We start from the raw sequence: 21,870 nt of genomic DNA, 5'->3' as shown, positions 1-21,870 counted from the left end.
ATGCGGCGGAAACCGGCCGTGGCGGCGGGCTCCCGGTGGTCGTGGAAGGACAGCTCGTTGAGGCGCTCCAGGTCGAAGGCGAGCGAACCGTGCGAACCGTTGAGTTCGATGCGCAGGGCGTTCTTGCGGCCGGACGCCATCCGGGTCGCCTCGAAGGAGGCGAGCGCCCCCGAGGAGAGCCGGCCGGTGAACACGGCGGCGTCGTCGACCGTGACCGGGCCGCGCCGCGCCCCACCGGAGCCGGTCAGGCCGGCGGAGGCGCCGTCGAGGCGGGGGCGTTCCTTGACGAAGGTCTCCATCTGGGCCGAGACGCCGACCAGCAGGTCACCCGTCAGGTACTGCGCGAGGTCGACGATGTGCGCGCCGAGGTCGCCGAGCGCACCCGACCCGGCGTGCTCCCGCTGGAGCCTCCAGGTCAGCGGGAACTCGGGGTCGACCAGCCAGTCCTGGAGGTAGCTGACCCGGACGTGGCGCAGCGTGCCGAGCCTGCCGTCGGCGATGAGGCGGCGGGCGTAGGTGAGGGCGGGCACGCGCCGGTAGTTGAAGCCGACCATCGCCAACTGGCCGCGTTCCCGGGCGGCTTCGGCGGCGGTGACCATGGCCTCGGCCTCGGCGACCGAGTTGGCCAGGGGCTTCTCGCACAGTACGTGCTTGCCCGCCTCCAGAGCGGCGATCGCGATCTCCGCATGGCTGTCGCCCGGGGTGCAGATGTCGACGAGCTGCACGTCGTCGCGGGCGACGAGGGCGCGCCAGTCGGTCTCCGCGGCGGCCCAGCCGTGCTTGTCGGCCGCCGCCCGCACGGCGTGCGCGTCGCGTCCGGCGATCGCGGCCAGCACCGGCCTGAGCGGCAGGTCGAACACGTGCCCCACGGTGCGCCAGCCCTGGGAGTGGGCGGCGCCCATGAACGCGTAGCCGACCATGCCCACGCCGAGTGTCGGCGGTGCGGTCCGACTGTCCCTCTGTTCCATACGGATTCCTCCTTGTCGGAGTGTCACTGACTCGTCGCTGTCTTCAGGGGCCCGGCCAGGGGCCTGGCCAGGGCCCGGTCCGGCTAGATGAAGCCGGTCGGCAGGTACTGGTCGACGTTCTCCTTGGTGACGACGGCCGAGTAGAGGGTCAGCGACGACGGGATCTCGAACTCGGCGAGGCCGCCGATGCCCTTGCTCTGACCGAGGGCGCGGGCGAGGTCGATGGCGGAGGCGGCCATGGTCGGCGGGTACAGGACCGTCGCCTGGAGCACGCTGTTGCCGGCCTTGATGGCGTCCATCGCGGACTTGGCGCCGGCGCCGCCGACCATGAGGAAGTCGTCGCGGCCCGCCTGCTCGATCGCGCGCAGGGCACCGACGCCCTGGTCGTCGTCGTGGTTCCACAGCGCGTCGAACTTCGACTGCGCCTGGAGGAGCTGAGCCATCTTGGCCTGACCGGACTCGACCGTGAAGTCCGCGGCCTGGCGGGCGACCTTCTTGATGTTCGGGTAGTTCTTCAGGGCATCGTCGAAGCCCTGCGTGCGCTGCTTCGTCAGCTCCAGGTTGTCCAGACCCGCGAGCTCGATGACCCGGGCATTCGGCTTGTCCTTGAGCTTCTCACCGATGTAATGACCGGCGTTCAGACCCATGCCGTAGTTGTCACCACCGATCCAGCAGCGGTACGCCTGCGGCGAGTTGAAGATCCGGTCCAGGTTGACGACCGGGATCCCCGCACGCATCGCCTTCAGGCCGACCTGGGTCAGCGCCTTGCCGTCGGCCGGCAGCACCACCAGCACATCGACCTTCTTGTTGATCAGGGTCTCGATCTGCCCGATCTGCTGAGCGGTGTCGTTCGAGCCCTCGGTGATCTCCAGTGTCACATCGGAGTACTTCTCCGCACGCGACTTGGCGTTCTGGTTGATGGCGTTCAGCCAGCCGTGGTCGGCCTGCGGCCCCGCGAAGCCGATCGTGACCTGCTTGCCCGGCTTGTCGTCGGCGACGGGGGCCGTGTCCGCGGCCGTTTCCTTCTTGGCGGGCTCATTGCTCGTGCAGGCCGTCAGGAGCGCGCCGGCGGAGACGGCCGCGGTGCCGAACAGCAGGTTTCTGCGGCTGGTGGCGGGGATTCTTGCCATGGTGGATCGACCCTTCGACTGGGCGGTGTACGTCGGTTGGAGGTGGCAGGAGGGGCGGCGTTCGCCGCCGATGCGGTGCCGGGCGGAGGAACCGGGCCCGCCGGCCGGCGGTGGCACGGCGTCAGGCGTCGCCGCCGCGCAATGAGCGGCGCTGGACGAGGACGGCGGCGACGATGATCGCGCCCTTGGCGATCTGCTGGACGGCGGTCTCGAGGTTGTTCAGGGCGAAGATGTTGGTGATGGTGGTGAAGACCAGCACGCCGAGGACCGAGCCCACGATGGTGCCGCGCCCGCCGCTGAGCAGGGTGCCGCCGATGATCGCGGCGGCGATGGCGTCGAGTTCGTAGAGGTTTCCGTTGGTGTTCTGGCCCGAGCCGGCGAGGACGATCAGCATGAACGCGGCGATGCCGCAGCACAGTCCGGACAGCAGGTAGAGGTAGAGGCGCTGGCGGCGGACGTCGATGCCGGCGAGGCGGGCCGCCTCGGCGTTGCCGCCGACGGCGACGGTGCGGCGGCCGAAGGTGGTGCGGTTGAGCACCAGCCATCCGATGACCGTGACCGCGGCGAAGACCAGCACCAGGGGCGGTATGCCGAGGATGTACGCGTCCCGGACGCCGAGATCGAGGACGGACTCGACGGTCACGACCTGCGTGCTGCCGTCCGTGATCTGCAGCGCGAGACCGCGGGCGGAGGCGAGCATGGCGAGCGTCGCGATGAACGGCACCATCCTGCCGTAGGCGACCAGCACGCCGTTCACGAGTCCGCAGCCCACCCCGACGATCACGGCGGTGAAGAGGATGCCCGCGAAGCCGAACTCCTGGGTGGCCACGGTCGTCGCCCACACCGAGGCGAGCGCCACGATCGCGCCGACCGACAGGTCGATCCCGCCGCTGGTGATGACGAACGTCATGCCGACGGTGACGACACCGATCACAGACGCCTGGGTGAGGACGAGCTGCAGATTGCTCGTCGCCAGGAACTCGTCCGGCGCGGTGATCCCGCCGACCACGACGAGCGCGGCGAGGACGCCGAGCAGCGACACGGTGCGCACGTCCCACCGCAGACCGAGCGGTCGACGCGAATTCCCCTTGTCCCCCGCCGACTTGGCGGCGGACGTCGGCGCTTCCTGCTGCGCCGCGGTGGCCGGCTGCGTCATGACGTCGGGCTCCCTTCCATCACAAGATCGAGTACACGGTGCTCGTCGAGCTCCCGGGCGTCCGCCGTGTGCACGACGCTGCCTTCGCGCAGCACCAGCACCCGGTCGGCGAGGCCCAGGACCTCGGGCACCTCACTGGACACGAGAAGTACGGCCAGGCCCTCGTCGGCCAGCCGGCGGATCACTGCGTAGAGCTCCGCCCGGGCGCCGATGTCGACACCTCGGGTCGGCTCGTCCAGCAGCAGCACCTTGCAGCCGCGCAGCAGCCAGCGGGCGAGGACCGCCTTCTGCTGGTTGCCGCCGGACAGTGTCCGGATCGCGGCGTCGGGGTTGTCGGGCCGCAGGGACAGCTCCCGGACCGCCTGGTGTGCCGCCGCGCGCTCGGCGCGCCGGTCGAGCCAGCCCGCCCGGGAGAACCGGGACAGGGTGGAGACCGACACGTTGCTGCTGACGGACTCCAGCAGCAGCAGGCCCTGCGCCTTGCGTTCCTCGGGCGCGAGGCCGATCCCGGCGCGGACCGCTGCGCGGACACTGCCGGGGCGCAAGGGAGTTCCGTCGACGAGGACACGGCCGCCGTCGGCCTTGCGAGCCCCGTAGATCGTCTCCAGGATCTCGCTGCGTCCGGACCCGACGAGCCCGGCCAGGCCGACGATCTCGCCGGGCCGCAGTTCCAGGTCGACGGGCGCGAACTCCCCTCGGCGGGTGAGCCCTTCGACCGTCAGCACCGGTGCCCTTCCCGCGGCGAACCCCGCGCCCGGCCGCTCGGGGAAGACGTACTCGACGTTCCGCCCGGTCATCAGGGCCACGACCTCGTGGGTCGGCGTCGACTTGGCGGGCAGTCCCACGGCGACGGCCCGGCCGTCCTTCAGGACGGTGACCCGGTCGCCGATGCGCCGGATCTCCTCCAGACGATGGGAGATGTAGACGACGGCGACACCCTCGGCGGTCAGGTCACTCACGATGCGGAAGAGGTTGTCGACCTCGTCCGGGTCGAGGGCGGCGGACGGCTCGTCCATCACGATCAGCCGCACCTCGTGGGACAGCGCGCGGGCCATGGACACGATCTGCTGCTGCGCGGCGGACAGGTCGCCGACGAGGCGGGCGGGATCGATCTCGGGGTGCCCGAGCCTTTTCAGCAGGTCCGCGGTCGCCGTGCGGGCGGCGGAGCCTCGGACGACGAACCCGGCGGCCGTGGGTTCGTGCCCGAGGAACACGTTCTCCGCGACGGACAGCCCTTCGATCAGGTCGAGTTCCTGGTAGATGGTGGCGATGCCCAGCCGCATGGCGGCACTCGGCGACCCCAGGGTCACGACCTCGCCCTGCCAGGTGATCTCACCTCCGTCGGGCTGGTGGGCTCCTGCGAGGACCTTGATCAGGGTGGACTTGCCGGCGCCGTTCTGGCCGAGGAGGCAGTGGACTTCGCCGGCCTGGACCTCGAGGTCCACACCGTCCAGGGCGCGGACGCCCGGGAACGACTTGGTGATGCCGGACATGGTGAGCAGGGGCAGGGGTGGTTGTGGTGCCATCGGAATCCCCTCGGGCGGATGCGGGCCGTGAGCGGGCGGGGCGGGTGGTGCGAGTCGTTCGAGTCGTTCGAGAGCTCGGGTGCGTGGTGCGTGGCTGCGTGGTGCGTGGCGCGTGGGGCTCGGTGGGTGCCGCGTCGTGCGTGGCGGGTGCGGCGTCGGGCGAGGTGGTGCCGTCGTGCGTGGGCAGCTCTGGGGAGCCCCTGGCCGCGGTGTGCCGGGGCGTGGGCTGAGCGGGGCGGGGCGTGCGGGCGGAGCTGGGCGAGGTCTTGCGGCGGCTCTACGGGGTCGCGACCGCGCCGTGGGGTTGCCGTGGCGCGGCGCGCTGTTGCGACGACGCTCCGGGCCGGGGCGGAGCGGCGTGGTGTTCCGTGCGCGGTCGTACGGTCGTGCAGGTCGTGCAGGTCGTGCAGGTCGTGCAGGTCGTGCAGGTCGTGCAGGTCGTGCAGGTCGTGCAGTCGTGTCGGTACGGGTCGTCGGCGGTCAGGCCGGTGAGAAGACGTGGTCGCTGATGAGTCTGGCCGCGCCGATGGCTCCGGCGGCCGGCCCCAACTCCCCGAGGACGATGGGCAGGTTGCCCGTGGCCAGGGGCAATGACTGCCGGTACACCTGGGTCCGGACGCTGGCCAGCAGCGTGTGTCCGAGCCCGGTCACGCCGCCGCCGATCACGACCAGTCCCGGGTTGAAGAAGCTGACGAGGCCGGCGATGACCTGTCCGAGGCGCTTCCCGCCCTCCCTGATCAGTTCCAGGGCGACGGCGTCCCCCGCCGCCGCGGCGGCCGACACGTCGACGGCGGTCAGCTGTCCGGCTGTCTCCAGCCGTACGGCGAGCTCCGCCGACCGGCCCGCGCGCGCGGCGTCCTCCGCGTCGCGGGCCAACGCGGCGCCGCTGAAGTGGGCTTCCAGGCAGCCCCGGTTGCCGCACGCGCACGCGCGGCCGCCCGGTTCGACCTGGATGTGGCCGATGTCGCCGGCGCTGCCCGTGGTCCCCCGGTAGACCTCGCCGCCGACCACGATGCCGCAGCCGATGCCGGTGCCGACCTTGATGCAGAGGAAGTCGCCCACGGAACGTGCGACGCCGGCGTGCTGCTCGCCGACGGCCATCAGGTTCACGTCGTTGTCGACCATGACCGGGCAGCCGAGCTCCTGGCTGAGCGCCTCCCGTACGGGGAAGCCGTCCCAGCCGGGCATGATCGGCGGCGCGACCGGCACGCCCTCCGGGTAGCGGACGGGACCCGGGACGCCGATACCGGCGCCGTCGAAGCCCTCCGCGACGCCGGAGGCCTGGAGCTTGGCGGCCATCGCGAGGACCTGCTCGAAGACCGCCACCGGTCCCTGCCGGACGTCCATCGGTTGGTTCAGGTGCCCGAGGACCTCCAACTCGGCGTTGGTGACGGCGACGTCGATCGACGTGGCGCCGATGTCGACACCGAGGAACCTCAGTCCGGGCGCGAGGCGGATGTTGTGCGAGCGCCGGCCGCCGCGCGAGGGGGCGAGCCCGTCCGCGACGGCCAGCCCCGTCTCCAGCAGCCGGTCGACCTCGACGGCCAGCTTGGAGCGCGACAGGTCCACCAGATCACCCAGTTGCGCACGGGAGTTGGGGCCGTTGTCACGCAGTAAACGAAGCAACCGTGCCTGATGCGCGTTCTCAGGTCGAGCTGTCATCCGTCTCACGAACCCTCCCCCTCCCCTCGCTCGCGGCTGGGGATCCGGCGCCTGCCTCGCGTCCGCGTCGTCAGGCTTTCGGGAGGAACGTAGCAGCGATTTTCCTGGCGGGGAAGAACTTACGCAGGGCTTGCGCCCATCTTTTTCCACCGACAGGACAAAGTTCCAAGGTGACCCGGTACGCCGACGCTCGTGTCACGTGCCGATGGTCTTCCCGGTGATCCCGGCGAGGACGTCGAGCAGGCGCTCCTGGACGTCCAGGTCGTAGGCGGCGGGGTTGGCCTTCAGGGAGACGCGGTGCTTGAGGTAGCGGCCGGTGACGAGCGCCTCCGGCTCGTCGGAGGAGGCCAGCCACACCTGGGTCTCGGCGCCGTCCGGCAGCGCGTCCGTGGCGTCCGGGCCGCCCATCCGGGTACGGACCCAGCCCGGGTCCACGGCGTTGACGACGGTGTCCGGCCACATCCGCGCCACGGCGAACGCCAGCACCACGTCCATGAGTTTGCTGTCGGAGTACGCCTGCATGCCGTCCCAGGCGCGCTTCTCGAACGTCAGGTCGTCGAAGTCGAGGCGACCCTGCGACTCCAGCCCCGACGTGAGGTACACGAGGCGCGCGGGGCGGGGTGAGAGCGCGGTCAGCAGGTAGGGGGCGACCACGTTGACCTGGAAGATCTGCCCCAGCCCGTCGGTGGTCACCACCCGCTCGGACGTGCCCCCGCCCAGGCCCGCGTTGTGGATGACGGTGTCGAACGGACCGGCCTGCGCCATGGCGGCGGCCAGGGCGCGTGTGCTCTCCAGCGACGCCAGGTCACCGGTCAGGACGGCCGCGGCGCCGGGCAGGGAGGCGCGCAGCTCGGTCGCACGCCGCTCGTCGCGGGCGTGCAGGACGACGCGGTGCCCGGCATCGAGCAGGATCCGGGCGGTCTCGTGGCCGATGCCCTGGGCTGAGCCGGTGACGAAGATGCTGGTCAAGGTGTTCTTCTCCTGTGCTGCGGCGGGACGGAGGCGGGGTGGCCCGTCACACGAGCGGGCCCGCACACCGTACGTGCCGGGGAGCGCTCCACCGCACGGGCCCGGCCCCGCCCGAAGGGGCCGATCGGCCCCGGCGGGGGATGCGCGACCAGGTGTTCGGCAAACCCTCGGCGGCCCGCCCGCGCGAGGCTGGAGGCAGCGGAGAGGGCACGAGGTGGGGTCTCCGGCTGCGGTGCACGGAGGCAGCCGCGCCGCCGTCACCCCTCCCGGCACGCACCCGCACCGCACCCGCCCTGGCAGGCATTAGGGTCGATGTCCGGCCGCGGCGTGGGACGCGGGTCGAGGAGCGGGACCCGGGTCCAGGGGGCAGTGTGAACGTCGTGGTGCAGCGCGGAGCGATCGCCGCCGTGCAGGTGCTCGGCCTCGCCGTGTGGTTCTCCATGTCGGCGGTCGTGCCCAGTCTGCGGGAGGACTGGGGGCTCACGGCCGGGGGCGCGGTGTGGCTGACGGCCTCGGTGCAGTTCGGCTTCGTCACCGGGGCCGTGGCCTCGACCGCCCTGAACCTGGCCGACCGCGTCCCGACCCAGCGCCTGCTCGCCGCCAGTGCCGCGGCAGCGGCGGCGTGCACCGTGGCGCTGGCCCTGTTCGCCGACCGGCCGGCCGTCGCCGTACCGCTGCGCTTCCTGACCGGGGTGTTCCTGGCCGGGGTCTACCCCACCGGCATGAAGCTCATGGCGTCCTGGGCCGGCAGCGCGGGACGGGGCAGGACCATGGGCGTGCTCATCGGCGCCCTCACGCTCGGCTCCACGCTCCCCCATCTCATCGCGGGGCTGGGATCGTTGCCGTGGCGCGGGGTCCTGCTCGCCGCGGCAGCCGCCGGATTCGCCGGCTCCGTCATCGCCCTGGTCGTCGTCCGGCCCGGTCCGTACGCGGGGCCGACCGCACCCGCCCGCAATCCCCGCTACGCGCTGACCATGTTCACCCAGCGCGGGCCGCGACTGGCCAACCTCGGCTATTTCGGGCACATGTGGGAGCTCTACGCCCTGTGGACCTGGATCCCGTCCTTCCTGCTCGCGGCGTCGGCCTCGCGGGGGCTGCCGGGCTCGGTGGAGATCACGGTGTTCCTCACCATGGGGATCGGCGGGGCCGTCGGCTGTCTGCTCGGCGGCTGGGGCGCGGACCGCTTCGGACGCTCGCCCGCCGCCGTGACGGCCCTGCTCGCCAGCGGTCTGTGCTGCCTGCTCTCCCCGTTCTTCTTCCACGCCCCGCCGCCGCTTCTCTTCGCCTTCTGCACCCTGTGGGGCGCCGCCGTGATCGCGGACTCGGGAGTGTTCTCGACGTCTCTGAGCGAGGTCGCCGACCACCGCTACATCGGGACGGCGCTCACCGGCCAGACGGCGACCGGGTTCGCCCTCACCGTCGTCACCATCCAGCTCACCCCCCTCCTCGCCGAGGCCATCGGCTGGGAGTACGCCTTCCTCCTGCTCGCCCCCGGCCCTCTCGCGGGCGCACTCGCCATGCGGGCCTACCGCAAGGGCATCACGCTCGCACCGCCCTCCCCGCGGTCACCTTCCTGACAACTGGTCGGCAGAGGAACCGGCAGAGGAATCGGCAGAGGAATCGGCAGAGGAACCGGTACGGGACGCCGCAGTCAGAACAAGCACGCTCGGCCGGCCGCAGCGACCTTGTCGCCTTGGTCTGGACCATGAGACTCTTCGTTGCTGTCAATCACTCGGACGACTGTCGGCGGTGACAACGATGTCCAGATCCTCTTCCAGACGACCACGCTTCTTACTGGCCCTGGTGGCCGGGATGGCCGCTGTGGCATCCCTGATGGCTCCGGCGGGACACCCGTCCGCGGCGGCCGCGCCGTCGGGTGACCTCGGCGTCCAGGCCACGACGTTCAGCGACGAGTTCAACGCCCCGGCGGGCACGCCGGTCGACGGTTCCAAGTGGAACCTGGAGACCGGCGACAACGTGAACAACCACGAGCGGCAGTACTACACCAACTCCACGAGCAACGCCGCGCACGACGGCCAGGGCAACCTGGTGATCACCGCGCGGCGGGAGAACCCCGGCAACTACAACTGCTGGTACGGCCGGTGCGAGTACACGTCGGCCCGGCTCAACACGGCGGGCAAGTTCACGCAGACCTACGGCACCTTCGAGGCCCGGCTGAAGATGTCGCGCGGGCAGGGCATGTGGCCCGCGTTCTGGCTGCTGGGCGACGACATCGGCAGCGTCGGCTGGCCGCAGAGCGGCGAGATCGACGTCATGGAGAACGTCGGCTTCGAGCCGAACACCGTGCACGGCACGATCCACGGGCCGGGGTACTCGGGTTCGGGCGGTATCGGCGCCGGCCACACGATCGGTTCGCCGTTCGCGGACGGGTTCCACACGTTCCGGCTGGAGTGGTCGCCGAACAAGCTGGTCTGGAAGGTCGACGGAGTCACGTACCAGACCAGGACCCCGGCCGACCTGGGAGGCAAGGAGTGGGTGTTCGACCACCCGTTCTTCCTCATCCTGAACCTCGCCGTCGGCGGCTACTGGCCCGGTGACCCCGACGCGAGCACCCCGATGCCGAACACGCTCACCGTCGACTACGTGCGCGTCACCAACGACCAGCCGGAGCAGCCGCCCGGCGGCGGTGTCCCGATCACCGGTCTCGGCGGCAAGTGCGTGGACGTGGCCGGCGCGAACACCGCGAACGGCACGCCGGTCCAGCTGTACGACTGCAACGGCACCGCGGCGCAGAAGTGGACGGTGAGCAGCGACGGTTCGATCCGCGCGCTGGGCAAGTGCCTCGACGTCAGCGGCGGTTCGACGGCGGACGGTGCGAAGATCCAGCTCTGGGACTGCAACGGCACGGGCGCGCAGAAGTGGCGCGTGGAGGCGGCACGGGACATCGTGAACGTCGCCGCCAACAAGTGTCTGGACGCCACGGGAAGCAGTTCGGCCAACGGGACGCGTCTGCAGATCTGGACGTGCACGGGTGCGGCCAACCAGAAGTGGACCGTGGGGTAGATCCCCGGGCCCGTCGGCGGCCCGTCGGCGGCCCGTCGGCGGCCCGTCGGCGGCCCGTCGGCGGCCCGATGTGAGGCACGGTCGGCCGTCGCCTTCGGCCGACCGTGCCTCACAGCCGCGCCGGTTCCTGCTCCGGCGTCAACGCCCGTGCCGATTTGATGGATTGGCACTCCCCAGGCTTGGGCAGTCAACCCCCCGCACACCTTTGGCATGCACACGCCTACCTTCCCCCACAAGGAGGTTCCCCATGCACACACGCACCTTCGCCCACGGCCTCGCCGCCGCCCTGACGGCGGCACTCACCCTGGTCGGCGGCCAGGCCTACGCGGACACCACCGCCCCGGACGACCAGCCCCTCGCCACCCGTGTCATCACCTACGACGCGAGCGCTTCCGCCGAGTTCAGGGCGGCCGTCGACCGAGGCGCCGCGATCTGGAACGAGAGCGTGAACAACGTCGAACTGCGTCCCGTCGCCGCCGGACAGCGCCCAAACATCCGGATCCTGGCCGACGACGGCTGGCCCCGCGCGTACACCAGCTCGCTCGGCAACGGAACCGTCTACATCGGGCGGCAGGCCGTCAACCAGGGCTACAACACGGTACGGATCTCGTCTCACGAGCTCGGTCACATCCTGGGCCTGCCCGACCGCAAGCCCGGCCCGTGCAGCAGCCTGATGTCGGGCTCCAGCGCGGGCGTCTCCTGCACGAACCCCTACCCGAACTCAGCCGAGAGGGCCGAAGTGGAGGGCAACTTCGGGGGCTGGATCAGCCGTGAGAAGACCGCCCGGGACGGGGTGCTGATCGTGAACTGACCGCTGTCCGGTGCGTGGGGGCAGCCGTTCCGCACACTGTTCCCACGCACCGCGGGAGCCGGCCGGGCCCGGGCCGACGAGCCGGCACAGGAGCCGTCACCCTCTTGGTACGGTGCCCCGATGTCAGCGATCAAGAAGTTCCAAGTCACCTTCGACTGCGCGGAACCCGAGCGTCTCGCTCGCTTCTGGTGCGAGGTGCTCGGGTACGTCGTACCGCCGCCACCGGATGGCTTCGCCACGTGGGACGACTATCAGCGCGCGCAGCCACCTGAACAGCGGGATTCGTGGTTCGCCTGCGTGGACCCCACGGGTGTGGGCCCGCGCCTGTACTTCCAGCGCGTCCCCGAAGGGAAGGCCGCCAAGAACAGGGTGCACCTCGACGTGCGGGTCGGCACCGGACTCGTGGGCGAGGAACGCCTCGCCGCACTGGAGGCCGAGTGCGCACGACTGCTCCCACTCGGCGCCGTACACGTGCAGACCCTGTACGACGGCAACGACGCGTGCATTCCGATGCTGGACATCGAGGGCAACGAGTTCTGCCTCGACTGAGCACATGAGGTCGACGAGGGCTGCCTCCCGTCGGGCGTTCGGCGGTCGAAGGCGATCAGGATGTGCTTCGCGGTGATCTTCGGATAGCCTCGCGCCGCCCGTGAGGGGCAGATCTTGTTGTGCCCGGTCGGCCCCGGGTCCGGGCCATGAGGAAGGCTTTGATGGCAGGCACCGCACGCGAATTCATCCCCACTTTCGAACGCGTCGTGGACGAGCACGGGCAGCGTCCGGCCCTCGTCCTGTTGCGGAACTTCGAACCGGGCCTCGCGCCGGATGAGCGCGGCCCGGCGTGCACGTACGCCGAACTCCGCGCACGGGCCCGGCGGACGGCCGCCGGGCTGGCCGCCAACGGACTGCGCGGCGAGCGGGTGCTGTTGCTGCACCCGACCGGGCTGGAGTTCGCGGTGGCGATGCTCGCCTGCATGTACGCCGGTGCGATCGCGGTGCCCGCTCCCCCGCCCACGGCGCTCGGCCGGGGCGTCGCGCGACTGTCCGGGATCGTCGAGGACGCCGGCGTGGCCTGCGTCGTCACGGACACCGCGATCGCCGAGGAGGTGCGCGCGTGGCTGGCCGAGGCCGGCCTGGCCGGGCGGCTGCCGTGCCTGACCGAGCCCGAACTCGACGGCGGCGACGGCGACGGCCCGAGCGCTGCCGGGTCGCCCTCGAACCCGGGCCAGGCCCCGGCACCGAATCCGGCCCCGGCCCCGGCCCCGGCCCCGGCGAGCGTCGCGTTCCTGCAGTACACCTCCGGTTCGACCAGTGAGCCCAAGGGTGTCGTGGTGAGCCACCGGGCCCTCGGGCACAACCTGACGCAGATCGGGAAGGCCCTCCGGCTCGCACCCGGTTTCCGGTCGGTCGGCTGGCTCCCGCACTACCACGACATGGGCCTCGTAGGGCAGTTGCTGGCGTCGCTGTACCACGGCGGCGTGGCGCACCTGATGTCGCCGATGGCGTTCCTGAAGCGCCCGTACCAGTGGCTGGCGATGGTGAGCGAACTGCGCGCGCAGTACACCACCGGCCCGAACTTCGCCTACGAGCTGGTCACGAACCGCACCACCGACGCACAACTGGCCGCCCTGGACCTCAGTTGCCTTGACGCGGCGCTCAACGGCTCGGAGCCCGTCCACGAGGCCACCCTGACCCGGTTCGCGGGGAGGTTCGGTCCGGCCGGGCTGCGCCCCGAGACCCTGATGCCCTGTTACGGCATGGCGGAGACCACGCTTCTGGTCAGCGCCACACCTCTGACCGCCGAACGGGTCGTGCGCCGGGTCGACGCGGGCGCACTCGAACAGCACCGTTTCGAGCCCGTCCCGGCGGCGGGCGACGGGGCGCGGCCGGTCGTGTCCAGCGGCCGCGTCGTCGACCTGGACGTGCGGATCGTGGACCCGGACACGCGCGAGGAGTTGCCCGAGCAGCGGGTCGGCGAGATCTGGATCGCGGGTGAGAGCCTCGCCGACGGGTACTACGGGCGGCCCGACGCCACCGCCGCCACGTTCGGCGCACGCCTGGCGGGCGGGGCCGGCGATACGGGCGGGACCGGCGACGCGGGCCGCACTGGCCATGCCGCCGGGGACACGACGTACCTGCGCACGGGCGACCTCGGCGCCCTCGTCGACGGCGAGCTGTTCGTCACCGGGCGGATCAAGGAGGTGCTCGTCCTCAACGGACGCAACCACTACCCGCAGGACTTGGAGCGCACCGTCCGCGCCGCCCACACCGCGCTGGCCGCCAACCAGACCGCCGTGTTCGCGGCGCCGTTCGGGGAGACCGCCGAACGGGCCGTCGCGGTGCAGGAGTTGCGGCCGGCCGACCTGCGGACCCTCGACGCGGCCGAACTGGCCGACCTCGTCCGCCGCCAGGTGTGGCTGGAACACGAAGTGCAGCTCGGTGACGTGGTGTTCGTGCCCAGCGGCAGCGTGCCCCGCACCACCAGCGGGAAGATCCGGCGCGGACAGGTGCGCGAGTTGTTCCTCGGCGGCGGCCTGCCCGCGCTGACGTCCGCCGGGACCCGGAAGTGACGGCCCCGCCCGGAACGACGGCGGCAGCGGCAGCGGCGGGGCTCCGACGCCCGCCGGTGCTCGCGTTCGAGGCCTTGGAGCACTGCCTCGGCAGCCCCGAGCCGTTGCGTGCCGAGACGGCGCGGCTGGACGAGGACGAGGCCTTCCCGGCCGGCGCCGTCGCCGCGCTCACGTCCTTCGGACTCCACCGCTACTACGTCCCCGTCGAGCACGGCGGCCTGCTGCGTGACTACGAAGCGGCGGCGGCGCTCGTGCGGGCGGTCGCCGGGCGCGATCTCACGGTCGCCATCGCGCACGGCAAGACGTTCCTCGGCTCGGTGTGCGTCTGGGTGGCCGGGGACGAGCGTCAGGCCGCGCGGCTGGCGTCCGAGGTGGACAAGGGCAGGGCGGTGGCCTGGGGCCTCACCGAACGCGCGCACGGCAGCGACCTGTTGGGCGGCGACCTCACGGCCACGCCCTGCCCGGACCCGTCACCCGGCACCGCGCACGGGACCGGGAAGGTGCGCCTCGACGGCGAGAAGTGGCTGATCAACAACGCGACGCGCGGTGAACTGGCCTGTGTCCTGGCCCGCTCCGATCCCGCGGGCGGGCCACGGGGCTTCTCCCTCTACCTCGTCGACAAGAACCGGGTCGACGCGGGGTCGTTCCTGCCGCTGCCCAAGGTGCGCACGGTCGGGATCCGGGGAGCCGACATCAGCGGGTTCCGCCTGGACGGGCTCGTCGTGGACGGCGAGGAGGACCGCGTGGGGCCGGCCGGGCACGGCCTTGAGATCGTGCTCAAGTCGCTGCAGCTGACCCGGACCCTCTGCTCGGCCCTGTCGCTGGGCGCGGGCGACCACGCGCTGCGCGAGGCCGTCGGCTTCGCGGAGCGCCGGGTGTTGTACGGCAAGCGGCTCGTCACGCTGCCCGACGCCGCCCGCACCCTCGCCGAGTGCTACGCCGACCACTTGCTGGACGAGGCGCTGTCGGTGGTCGCCACGCGTGCCATCCAGGCGCTGCCGGGCGAGTTGAGCGTGCTGTCGGCGGCGGTGAAGTACCTGGTGCCGGTGCGGACGGAGGACCTGGTGGCCCGGCTGCGCCGGCTGCTGGGGGCGCGTGCCTGGCTCCGTGACGTCGCGGGCGAGGACGCCGCAGGAGGCGACGTCGCCCCCGGCGCCGGGGAGTTCCAGAAGCTGGAGCGTGATCACCGCATCGTGTCCCTCTTCGACGGCAACACGGTCGTGAACCTGAACTCGCTGATCAGCCAGTTCCCGGCGCTCGTCCGGGCGGCCCGCACGCCCCGCGACCCCGCGCCCGGCCTGTCGGCGGCCGTGGATCTCTCCCGGGAACTGCCCGCACTGGACCGGCGGCGGCTCCGGCTCGCGGTGACCTCCGGGGTGAGCCTCCTGCACTCCCTGGACGACTCGGCGCGCCGGGTCGCCGAGCTGGCTGCCGGGGAACCCGGACTCGCCCCCCACGCCCGTGCCGTGCGGCGGTTGCGGGACCGGGCCAGGCAGCTGCCGGCCCGGCTGACTCCCGCCGTCACACCGCCCGACGTGCCGGCCGAGGCGTTCGACCAGGCCGACCGGCTCGCCCACCTGCTCGCGGGCGCCGCCGCGACCGCCCTGTGGCTGGCCAACCGTGACACGTTCGGCGCGGACGACACGGACGTCACCTCCCCGTGGCGGGACGACAGTTGGCTGCTCGCCGCGCTCGGCAGGCTGGAGGACGGCGACCGGTGCGACGAGTTCGATGCCGTGTTCGGCACGGACGGCGCAGACCGCACGGACGGCGCGGATCGCGCCCACGACGCACACGACGCGGACCGTGCGCCGGGCACCCACGGCCCGCACCGCGCCGAGGACGACGCCGCCCTCGACCAGGCGTACGCGACGCTGCTCCGCGCCCTGCGCGACCAGGTCCGCCACGGGCGGCTGACCTCGCTGTTCCCGACGCGGCTGGCAGGTGCGGCATGACGACCTCCGAGATCCCTCTCGACCGCACACCCCGGACCGGTAGGCCCGGCGAGCCCGGCGCGCTGGAGAAGGCCCTGGGCGACCCCTTCGACCCCGCGAACCCCGCCGGGTACGCCGCCGTGCTCGCGGCGGACGACGACGGCACCGTGCCCGAGTCCGCCACGGCCGTGCTCGACGCGTGGGGCGCCGGGGCCGAGTTCGTGCCGGTGTCGCTCGGCGGCCGGTTCGCCGGCGTCGACGAGCTGGTCCGCCGGCTGCGGCCGGTGTTCCGCCGGGACGCCGGACTCGGCCTCGGCTATGGGCTGACGTCGCTGATGGCGGCGCTGCCGGTGTTCTCGGCCGGGTCGGAGGAACAGCGCGACCGGGTGGCGCGGCTGCTGCTGGCGGGACGGCCGGTGTCGGTGGCGTTCCACGAACTGGCGCACGGCAACGACCTGTCCTCCAACGCCCTTGCCGCCCGCCCCGCCGCCGAGGGCGAGGAGGGCTGGCTCCTGAGCGGCGAGAAGCACGTCATCAACAACGCGGGCCACGCGCCGGCGGCGCTCGTGCTGGCCCGCACCGGCGCGGACGACCGGCCCGAGCAGGCCCACACGCTGATGCTGCTGGACGACCTCGACGCCCTGCCGTCCGGGCGGTTCGGCAGGCTGCCCCGGTACCGCACCGTCGGGCTCACCGGCTGCCGTCTGGCCGGTCTGCGCTTCGAGGACTGTCCGGTGCCGTCGAGCGCGGTCGTCGGCCGGGTCGGGATGGGCGTGCCGAGCACGCTCACCGCGTTCCAGGTGAGCCGGTGTGCGACGGCGGGCGCGGCGACGTCGCTGCTGGAGGCGGCGCTGGACGCGGTGCTGCGGTTCGCCCGCGGGCGCCGGCTGTACGGGCGTGCCGTGGCGGATCTGCCGCACGCGCGCGGCCTGTTGGCGGGCGCGTACGCCGACCTGCACCTGGCCCAGGCGATGGCGACGACCGCCGCTCGCGCGCTGCACCTGCATCCGGAGGGCGGGGCCCGCTACGCCGCCGCCGCGAAGTACCTGGTGCCGCAGGTGGTGGAGGCGGCGCTGGCCGATCTCGCCGTGGTGCTGGGGGCGCGGAGTTACCTGCGGGAGGGCGAGTACGCCATCGTCGGCAAGCATCTGAGGGACGCCGCCGGTGTCTCGATCGGTCACGCCGGTGGCGTCAGTTGTCTGCTGACGGTGCTCGGGCAGCTGCCCGGCCTGCGGCCCGCTCCGGCGCCCGCCGCCGCCGAGTTGTTCACCGCCACGCGCCTGCCGGAGCTGGACCTCTCGCGGCTGCGGATGCTGGGCAGCCGCACCGATCCGCTGCTGACGACCACGGTCGAACTCGCGGGCGCCGCTGCCGCCGACGCGCGGTACGACGCCGGGACCCGGGCCAAGCTGTCCACGCTCGCCACCGCGGCGGGGGCCGTCGGGGCGGACGCCGCCGCGCTCCCCCCGGCCCGCCGGGGCGTGGAGGCCGACCGGCGGGCCCTCGCACTGGCCGACCGGTACGCCCGTCTGCTCGCCGCCGGGGCCTGCCTGGGCAGGCACGCGGCGGCCCGGGACACCGACGACGAGGCCGGGAGCCCGTGGTGGCTCGCGGCGGTGCTGCGGCGGCTCACGCCCCGCCGCGGGCGGTCGACCCGTCCCGCGCCGGCGGCGGACACGGCGGCCCTGTTCGACCGGGCCACCGCCCGGACGGAGCTCGGCCTGAGCCTGGACCTCGATCCCGACCCGGTCGTCCGGCCGCGGTGACGGGCGTGAGCGCCCGGTTGCCCTCGCCGGGCGGGACGTTCCTCTCGCCCGGCGGGGCGCTCACGCCCTCAGGCGCTCGTGCAGGTGGCCCGCCAGGGCGTTGATCGTGGGGTAGTCCCAGGCCACGGTGGGGTCGGTCTCCAGACCCCAGTGGTCCTCGATGTCGCCGCACAGGGTCAGCGCGTACACCGAGTCCAGGCCCAGGTCGGCCAGGGGCGCGTCGCGGTCGACGTCCGACGGCTGCATTTCGCGGAAGTCGGCGATGCAGGCGGTGAGCCAGTCCGCGATCGCCTCGGCGGACGCGGCGCCGGGCTCCTCGTCGGTGGCCGGGTGTGGGGCCGGGTGCGGGGTCTGGTGCGAAGTCGTCATGTTTTCCTCCGTAAGGGTGGGGATGGCGGGTCGCGCGTGGGCGAGCCGGTGGTGACGTCCGGTGTCAGTGGCGGGGGGTGAGGACGACCTTGCCGCCGCCCGCGGGGACGGTCGCCATGCCGCGCAGGCGGCTGCGTTCGCCCGGCGCGGCGGTGGGCGCCAGCGTGTAGTGGCGCAGCACCGTCCGCAGCACGACCCGCAGTTCCATCTGCGCGAACGCGGCGCCGACGCACCGGCGGGGGCCGCCGCCGAAGGGGATCCACGCGGCCGGGTCCGGGCGGCTTCCCAGGAAGCGGTCGGGGTCGAAGCGTTCCGGGTCGGTGAACAGTTCCGGGTCGTTGTGGACGGCTTCGACGGCGGTGACCACGGTCTGCCCCCGCGTCAGGGTGCACGACCGCAGTTCCAGGGTGTCGGCCATGACCTTGCGGCCGATCAGGTCGACGACCGGCCGGACCCGCTGCACCTCGGTCATGGTCGCGTCGGTCAGCTCGCGCCCGTCGCCGTCGGCCTCCGCGACGAGCCGCTCCAGGAGTTCCGGGTGCCTGCGGACGCGTTCGAACGCCCAGACCAGCACCATCGCCGTGGTCTCGTGCCCGGCGGCGAGGAGGCTCAGCAGCTGGTCCCCGATCTCGGAGCGCGTCATGGGCGAGCCGTCCTCGAACCGGCTCTGCAGCAGCATGGACAGGACGTCCTCGCGCGACTCGAGGTCCTCCTCGGCCCGCGCAACGAGCCGGTCGACGATGTCCTCGTACTGCCGGCGCAGCAGGCGGAAGCGGCCCCACGGGGCGTACCCGCCGAGGTTCCACTCGGGCACCGGCAGGATGGCAAGCACCGAGCCCAGGTTGACCATCTTCGGGACCAGCGCGCGCAGTTCGTCGAGCTCGGTGCCCTCGGCGCCGAACACGGCGCGCAGGATCGCGCTCAGGGTGATCCGGGCGGTCACGGGGCGGATCGGGAACTCCGTGCCCTTCGGGCAGTTCGCCAGCTCGGCGAGTGTCTCCTCCTCGACGATCCGTTCGTACACCGCGAGCCGGCGGCCGTGGAACGGTGGCGCCAGCAGGCGCCGGCGCTTGCGGTGCACCTCGCCGCGCTGCCCGAACAGCGATCCGGGACCGAGCAGCCGGCCGAGGTTCTGGTCGACGACGTCGACGACGTCCGTGTCGGCCCGGAACAGGGTGCGTACGTCCGCCGACTCGTTGGTCACGACGACCCGGCCGAGGAGCGGCAGCACGGTGGTGAAGGTGGGGCCGTAGCGGCGGTGCAGGGAGAGGACGGCAGCCCGGCGGTCCACCAGCGAGGCGGCCAGCTGTACGGGGCCCGGGAGCCGGGAGCCGGGCACTCGGGCCGGGGACGGAGCGGACTGGGCGGTACTCAACGGGAAACCTCCTGCTGCGTGGGCACTTCTGGGTCGGTGGGCGGCCGTGGGCCGGGCTCTGGTGAGGAGCGTCGGCGTGGCGGGCCGGTGCTCCGGTGACGTGCGGGCGGGGCGCCGCCGTCAGTCGTCCGGCAGGTCCGCCGCGGCGATGACGGCGCCGGCGCGGGCCAGGAAGTCCGGTGACGACAGCACGTCCGTGTGTCCACCGGGCAGGGACACCGCCGCGAACCGGCCTTCCGTCGTGTCGGCCCACGCCGACATCCGGTCGTCGGCCGTGATCGGGTCGTCCCGGCCCCGCACCGCCAGCACCGGGCAGCGGAGCTTCGCCGGTGCCGAGCCCTTGAACCCGGTCAGCAGCCGCAGGTCGCGCCAGGCGGTGTCGACGACGATCTCCCGCCATTCGTCGTCGGGCACCTGTCCGAGCACGTCGTCGCCGAGTCCGTCCAGGTACGCCCGTGTCGCCTCGCGGGAGCGGGCGGCCCCGACGGGCACCGCCACCCGGGCCGGGGCGTCCGCCCCGACGACCACGAGCGCGGCGACCGGGATTCCGGCGGCCTGGAGGGCCGACGCGGTGGCGCGTGCGACGAAGGCGCCGAAGCTGTGCCCGATCAACACACATGGCGAGCCCGGGAGTTGGCGGATCCGGGTGACACACGCGGCCACGAGGTCGTCGAACGACGTCACGGCCGGGAGCGCCGAGCCCCGCCCCGGGTACTGGAGGGCGACGAGCCGCGCGCCCGTGGGCAACGCGCGTCGCAGCGCACGGAATTCACCGCCGAAGGAGCCCGCGCCGGGGAACGCGACGACGTCCCGGGGCGAGCCGTTGCCCTCGCTCACAGCCGCAGTCCCAGCTCGTCGACGACGATGGCGAGGCTGATGGCGCTCAGCCGGAAGTCCCACTTGCCGCCGGCCAGTGCGCTGTCGTCGTCCACGCAGGACGGGTCGAGCACCCCGCTCGCGGCCACCAGGTCACGCCAGCCCCGCCAGGTGCGGTCGTCGACGACCGCGCGCAGGCTCTGCGCGGTGAAGCCGTGCTTGGCCCGGTCGATGACCCGGTCCGGCACGATGCCGCGGTACGCGGCCTTCAGCACGGCCTTGCCCTCGAAGTCCTCGACCTTCGCCGCGTCCGGGGTCCGCTGGGCGAGGTCCACGACGGGGTTGGCCAGGAAGGGGTAGCGGCCCTCCACCGAGTTCGCCATGAGCATCGCGTCGCCGTGGTCGCCGAGCAGGTGCCCGCCGAGCTGCACGTGGACATCGGCGACCGACCGCAGCTGCGACCGCGTCAGCGACCGGGCCTCGGCGTCGGTGAACGGGATCAGCCGGGTGCGCCAGAACTCCTGGCCGCGCACCGCTTCCCGGGCGGCGGGCGACAGCAGGCGGGTACGGCGGTCCTCGGCGGTGGCCGGGTCGGTCTCCCAGCCGAAGTCGGCCCGGCCCCACGCGGTCTCGTTCTCGGGGTGGGAGGGGCGTTTGAGGTGCCGGACGCCGTCGAAGGCGTAGGAGTCGTAGCCGAAGAACAGTTCGTCGGCGCCCTCGCCGGAGATGACGCCCTTGATGCCGGCCGCGCGGACCTGTTCGGACAGCATGAGCGCCGCCACGTTGTAGGTCTCGCGCTGCGGTACGCAGCAGTGCCGGACCATGTCCTCGAAGCGGGCGGCGATGTCCGTGTCCCGGCAGACGACTTCCTCGTGCTTGCTGCCCGCCGCCGCCACCACTTCGCGCTGGTAGTCGGCCTCGTTCAGCGCCGGGTCGTCGAACACCACCGAGAAGGACCGGACACGGTCGGACAGCCCGGCCGCCTCCATCAGCAGAGCGGAGGAGTCGAAGCCGCCGCTGAGGTACGCGCCGATCTCGACGTCGGCGTCCAGGCGCGCGGCGACCGCCGACCGCAGCCCGTCGCGCAGGTCCGCCGCCGACACGGGTTCGGCGCCCTGCGCCGGGTCGGCGAAGCCGTCGCCGTACCGCCAGAACCGTACGGTCCGGTGTCCGTCGGCGGCGAAGCGGACGGCGCAGGCCGGTTCGACGGCGTGCACCCCGCTCACCACGGTGCGGGGCGCGACGATGTTGCCGAGCGCCAGGTACTGGTCGACGGCGGCCGGGTCGAGCCGCCACGGGCCGTCGAGCGCGCGCACCAGCGGCTTCAACTCGGAGCAGAAGTGCACGCGTCCGTCGGCGACCGTGAAGTACAGCGGGCAGACGCCGAACCGGTCCCGCGCCAGATACAGCACGTTCTCGGCCCGGTCGAGCACGGCGGTGGCGAACTGGCCGTCGATGCGCGCCAGTCCGTCCACTCCGTGGCGCGCGACCAGCTCGGGCACGACGGCCACGTCCACGCCGTTCACGGGCTCGACGCCGAGTTCCGCCCACAGTTCGCGCGCGTTGAAGACCTCGCCGTTGGTGAGCGCCACGAACCGGCCGCCGCGGTCCTGGGCGGGCTGCCAGCCGTCGGCGAGCCCGGTCATGCCGAGCCGGGCCAGCTTGGCCGACAGCGTCGGCGTGTCCAGCGAGTAGGTCTCGTCGGGGCCGCGGTGGCCGAGCCGGTCGTGCAGCTGGACCGGGATGCCGCGGTCCAGGCGTCCGTCCGGGGCGAAGGTGCCGCTGATTCCGCACACG

General features: G+C 72.7%; 17 protein-coding genes. 7 read left to right on the top strand and 10 right to left on the bottom strand.

The annotated features are described in order from the left end of the window. The 6 genes from ACZ7D7_RS23215 to ACZ7D7_RS23190 all read right to left on the bottom strand — a co-directional run. Window positions 1-968: Gfo/Idh/MocA family protein (locus tag ACZ7D7_RS23215; RefSeq protein WP_470826645.1), on the bottom strand; the 968-nt coding region annotated here is incomplete at its 3' end. 83 nt (window positions 969-1,051) lie between these two features. Continuing rightward, window positions 1,052-2,098 carry a substrate-binding domain-containing protein gene (locus ACZ7D7_RS23210; RefSeq protein ID WP_470826644.1) on the bottom strand — a complete coding sequence of 349 codons (1,047 nt, stop codon included), beginning with the start codon at window positions 2,096-2,098 and terminating at the stop codon, window positions 1,052-1,054. Between the two features lie 121 nt (window positions 2,099-2,219). Continuing rightward, window positions 2,220-3,254: an ABC transporter permease gene (locus ACZ7D7_RS23205; RefSeq protein ID WP_470826643.1), complete on the bottom strand. Its 1,035-nt coding sequence runs from the start codon at window positions 3,252-3,254 to the stop codon at window positions 2,220-2,222. Next, complete coding sequence (locus ACZ7D7_RS23200; protein ID WP_470826641.1) at window positions 3,251-4,780, bottom strand: sugar ABC transporter ATP-binding protein; 1,530 nt, start codon at window positions 4,778-4,780, stop codon at window positions 3,251-3,253. Before ACZ7D7_RS23200 ends, ACZ7D7_RS23205 begins: the two co-directional genes overlap by 4 nt. A 480-nt stretch (window positions 4,781-5,260) precedes the next feature. Beyond that, entirely contained in the window at window positions 5,261-6,442 is a 1,182-nt protein-coding gene (locus tag ACZ7D7_RS23195; RefSeq protein WP_470826665.1) for an ROK family transcriptional regulator, read from the bottom strand. A 195-nt stretch (window positions 6,443-6,637) separates the two neighbouring features. Further along, a complete protein-coding gene (locus ACZ7D7_RS23190) occupies window positions 6,638-7,411 on the bottom strand; it encodes an SDR family NAD(P)-dependent oxidoreductase (protein WP_470826640.1) in 774 nt (257 codons plus the stop codon). Window positions 7,412-7,791: 380 nt separating this feature from the next. Here ACZ7D7_RS23190 and ACZ7D7_RS23185 point away from each other — a divergent pair, with 380 nt between their 5' ends. From ACZ7D7_RS23185 to ACZ7D7_RS23155, 7 genes are all read left to right on the top strand, one after another. Further along, a complete protein-coding gene (locus ACZ7D7_RS23185; RefSeq protein ID WP_470826638.1) occupies window positions 7,792-8,988 on the top strand; it encodes an MFS transporter in 1,197 nt (398 codons plus the stop codon). 235 nt (window positions 8,989-9,223) lie between these two features. Beyond that, window positions 9,224-10,435 (top strand): lectin, encoded by a 1,212-nt coding sequence (locus tag ACZ7D7_RS23180; RefSeq protein WP_470826636.1) that lies wholly within the window; start codon window positions 9,224-9,226, stop codon window positions 10,433-10,435. 247 nt (window positions 10,436-10,682) lie between these two features. Continuing rightward, window positions 10,683-11,246, top strand: a complete 564-nt coding sequence (locus tag ACZ7D7_RS23175; protein WP_470826635.1) for a snapalysin family zinc-dependent metalloprotease — start codon at window positions 10,683-10,685, stop codon at window positions 11,244-11,246. A gap of 120 nt (window positions 11,247-11,366) precedes the next feature. Next, complete coding sequence (locus tag ACZ7D7_RS23170; protein ID WP_470826633.1) at window positions 11,367-11,795, top strand: VOC family protein; 429 nt, start codon at window positions 11,367-11,369, stop codon at window positions 11,793-11,795. Between the two features lie 161 nt (window positions 11,796-11,956). After that, a complete protein-coding gene (locus ACZ7D7_RS23165) occupies window positions 11,957-13,813 on the top strand; it encodes a fatty acyl-AMP ligase (RefSeq protein WP_470826631.1) in 1,857 nt (618 codons plus the stop codon). Between the two features lie 56 nt (window positions 13,814-13,869). Further along, window positions 13,870-15,768, top strand: coding sequence for an acyl-CoA dehydrogenase (locus tag ACZ7D7_RS23160; RefSeq protein WP_470826630.1), 1,899 nt, complete (start codon window positions 13,870-13,872; stop codon window positions 15,766-15,768). Beyond that, window positions 15,765-17,513, top strand: coding sequence for an acyl-CoA dehydrogenase (locus tag ACZ7D7_RS23155; protein ID WP_470826628.1), 1,749 nt, complete (start codon window positions 15,765-15,767; stop codon window positions 17,511-17,513). Before ACZ7D7_RS23160 ends, ACZ7D7_RS23155 begins: the two co-directional genes overlap by 4 nt. A 60-nt stretch (window positions 17,514-17,573) precedes the next feature. Here the strand turns inward: ACZ7D7_RS23155 and ACZ7D7_RS23150 are convergent, their stop codons facing one another. The 4 genes from ACZ7D7_RS23150 to asnB form a co-directional block, all read right to left on the bottom strand. Next, window positions 17,574-17,882, bottom strand: a complete 309-nt coding sequence (locus ACZ7D7_RS23150; protein ID WP_470826626.1) for an acyl carrier protein — start codon at window positions 17,880-17,882, stop codon at window positions 17,574-17,576. Between the two features lie 64 nt (window positions 17,883-17,946). Then, window positions 17,947-19,257 carry a cytochrome P450 gene (locus ACZ7D7_RS23145; protein WP_470826624.1) on the bottom strand — a complete coding sequence of 437 codons (1,311 nt, stop codon included), beginning with the start codon at window positions 19,255-19,257 and terminating at the stop codon, window positions 17,947-17,949. Window positions 19,258-19,377: 120 nt separating this feature from the next. Next, entirely contained in the window at window positions 19,378-20,094 is a 717-nt protein-coding gene (locus ACZ7D7_RS23140; protein WP_470826623.1) for a thioesterase II family protein, read from the bottom strand. After that, window positions 20,091-21,869, bottom strand: a complete 1,779-nt coding sequence (asnB, locus tag ACZ7D7_RS23135; RefSeq protein WP_470826622.1) for an asparagine synthase (glutamine-hydrolyzing) — start codon at window positions 21,867-21,869, stop codon at window positions 20,091-20,093. Before asnB ends, ACZ7D7_RS23140 begins: the two co-directional genes overlap by 4 nt. Between the last annotated feature and the right edge of the window lies 1 nt (window position 21,870).

It is taken from the genome of Streptomyces sp. NPDC037054, assembly GCF_055606745.1.
The sequence above is the reverse complement of the archived record's forward strand: the minus strand, read 5'-3'. Positions and strand labels throughout refer to the sequence as shown.

Bases quoted from the DNA above. Each gene is read 5' to 3' on its own strand.
- ACZ7D7_RS23210 (WP_470826644.1), bottom strand. From the start codon at position 2,098: ATGGCAAGAATCCCCGCCACCAGCCGCAGAAACCTGCTGTTCGGCACC.
- ACZ7D7_RS23205 (WP_470826643.1), bottom strand. From the start codon at position 3,254: ATGACGCAGCCGGCCACCGCGGCGCAGCAGGAAGCGCCGACGTCCGCC.
- ACZ7D7_RS23200 (WP_470826641.1), bottom strand. From the start codon at position 4,780: ATGGCACCACAACCACCCCTGCCCCTGCTCACCATGTCCGGCATCACC.
- ACZ7D7_RS23195 (WP_470826665.1), bottom strand. From the start codon at position 6,442: ATGACAGCTCGACCTGAGAACGCGCATCAGGCACGGTTGCTTCGTTTA.
- ACZ7D7_RS23180 (WP_470826636.1), top strand. From the start codon at position 9,224: ATGGCCGCTGTGGCATCCCTGATGGCTCCGGCGGGACACCCGTCCGCG.
- ACZ7D7_RS23175 (WP_470826635.1), top strand. From the start codon at position 10,683: ATGCACACACGCACCTTCGCCCACGGCCTCGCCGCCGCCCTGACGGCG.
- ACZ7D7_RS23170 (WP_470826633.1), top strand. From the start codon at position 11,367: ATGTCAGCGATCAAGAAGTTCCAAGTCACCTTCGACTGCGCGGAACCC.
- ACZ7D7_RS23165 (WP_470826631.1), top strand. From the start codon at position 11,957: ATGGCAGGCACCGCACGCGAATTCATCCCCACTTTCGAACGCGTCGTG.
- ACZ7D7_RS23155 (WP_470826628.1), top strand. From the start codon at position 15,765: ATGACGACCTCCGAGATCCCTCTCGACCGCACACCCCGGACCGGTAGG.
- ACZ7D7_RS23150 (WP_470826626.1), bottom strand. From the start codon at position 17,882: ATGACGACTTCGCACCAGACCCCGCACCCGGCCCCACACCCGGCCACC.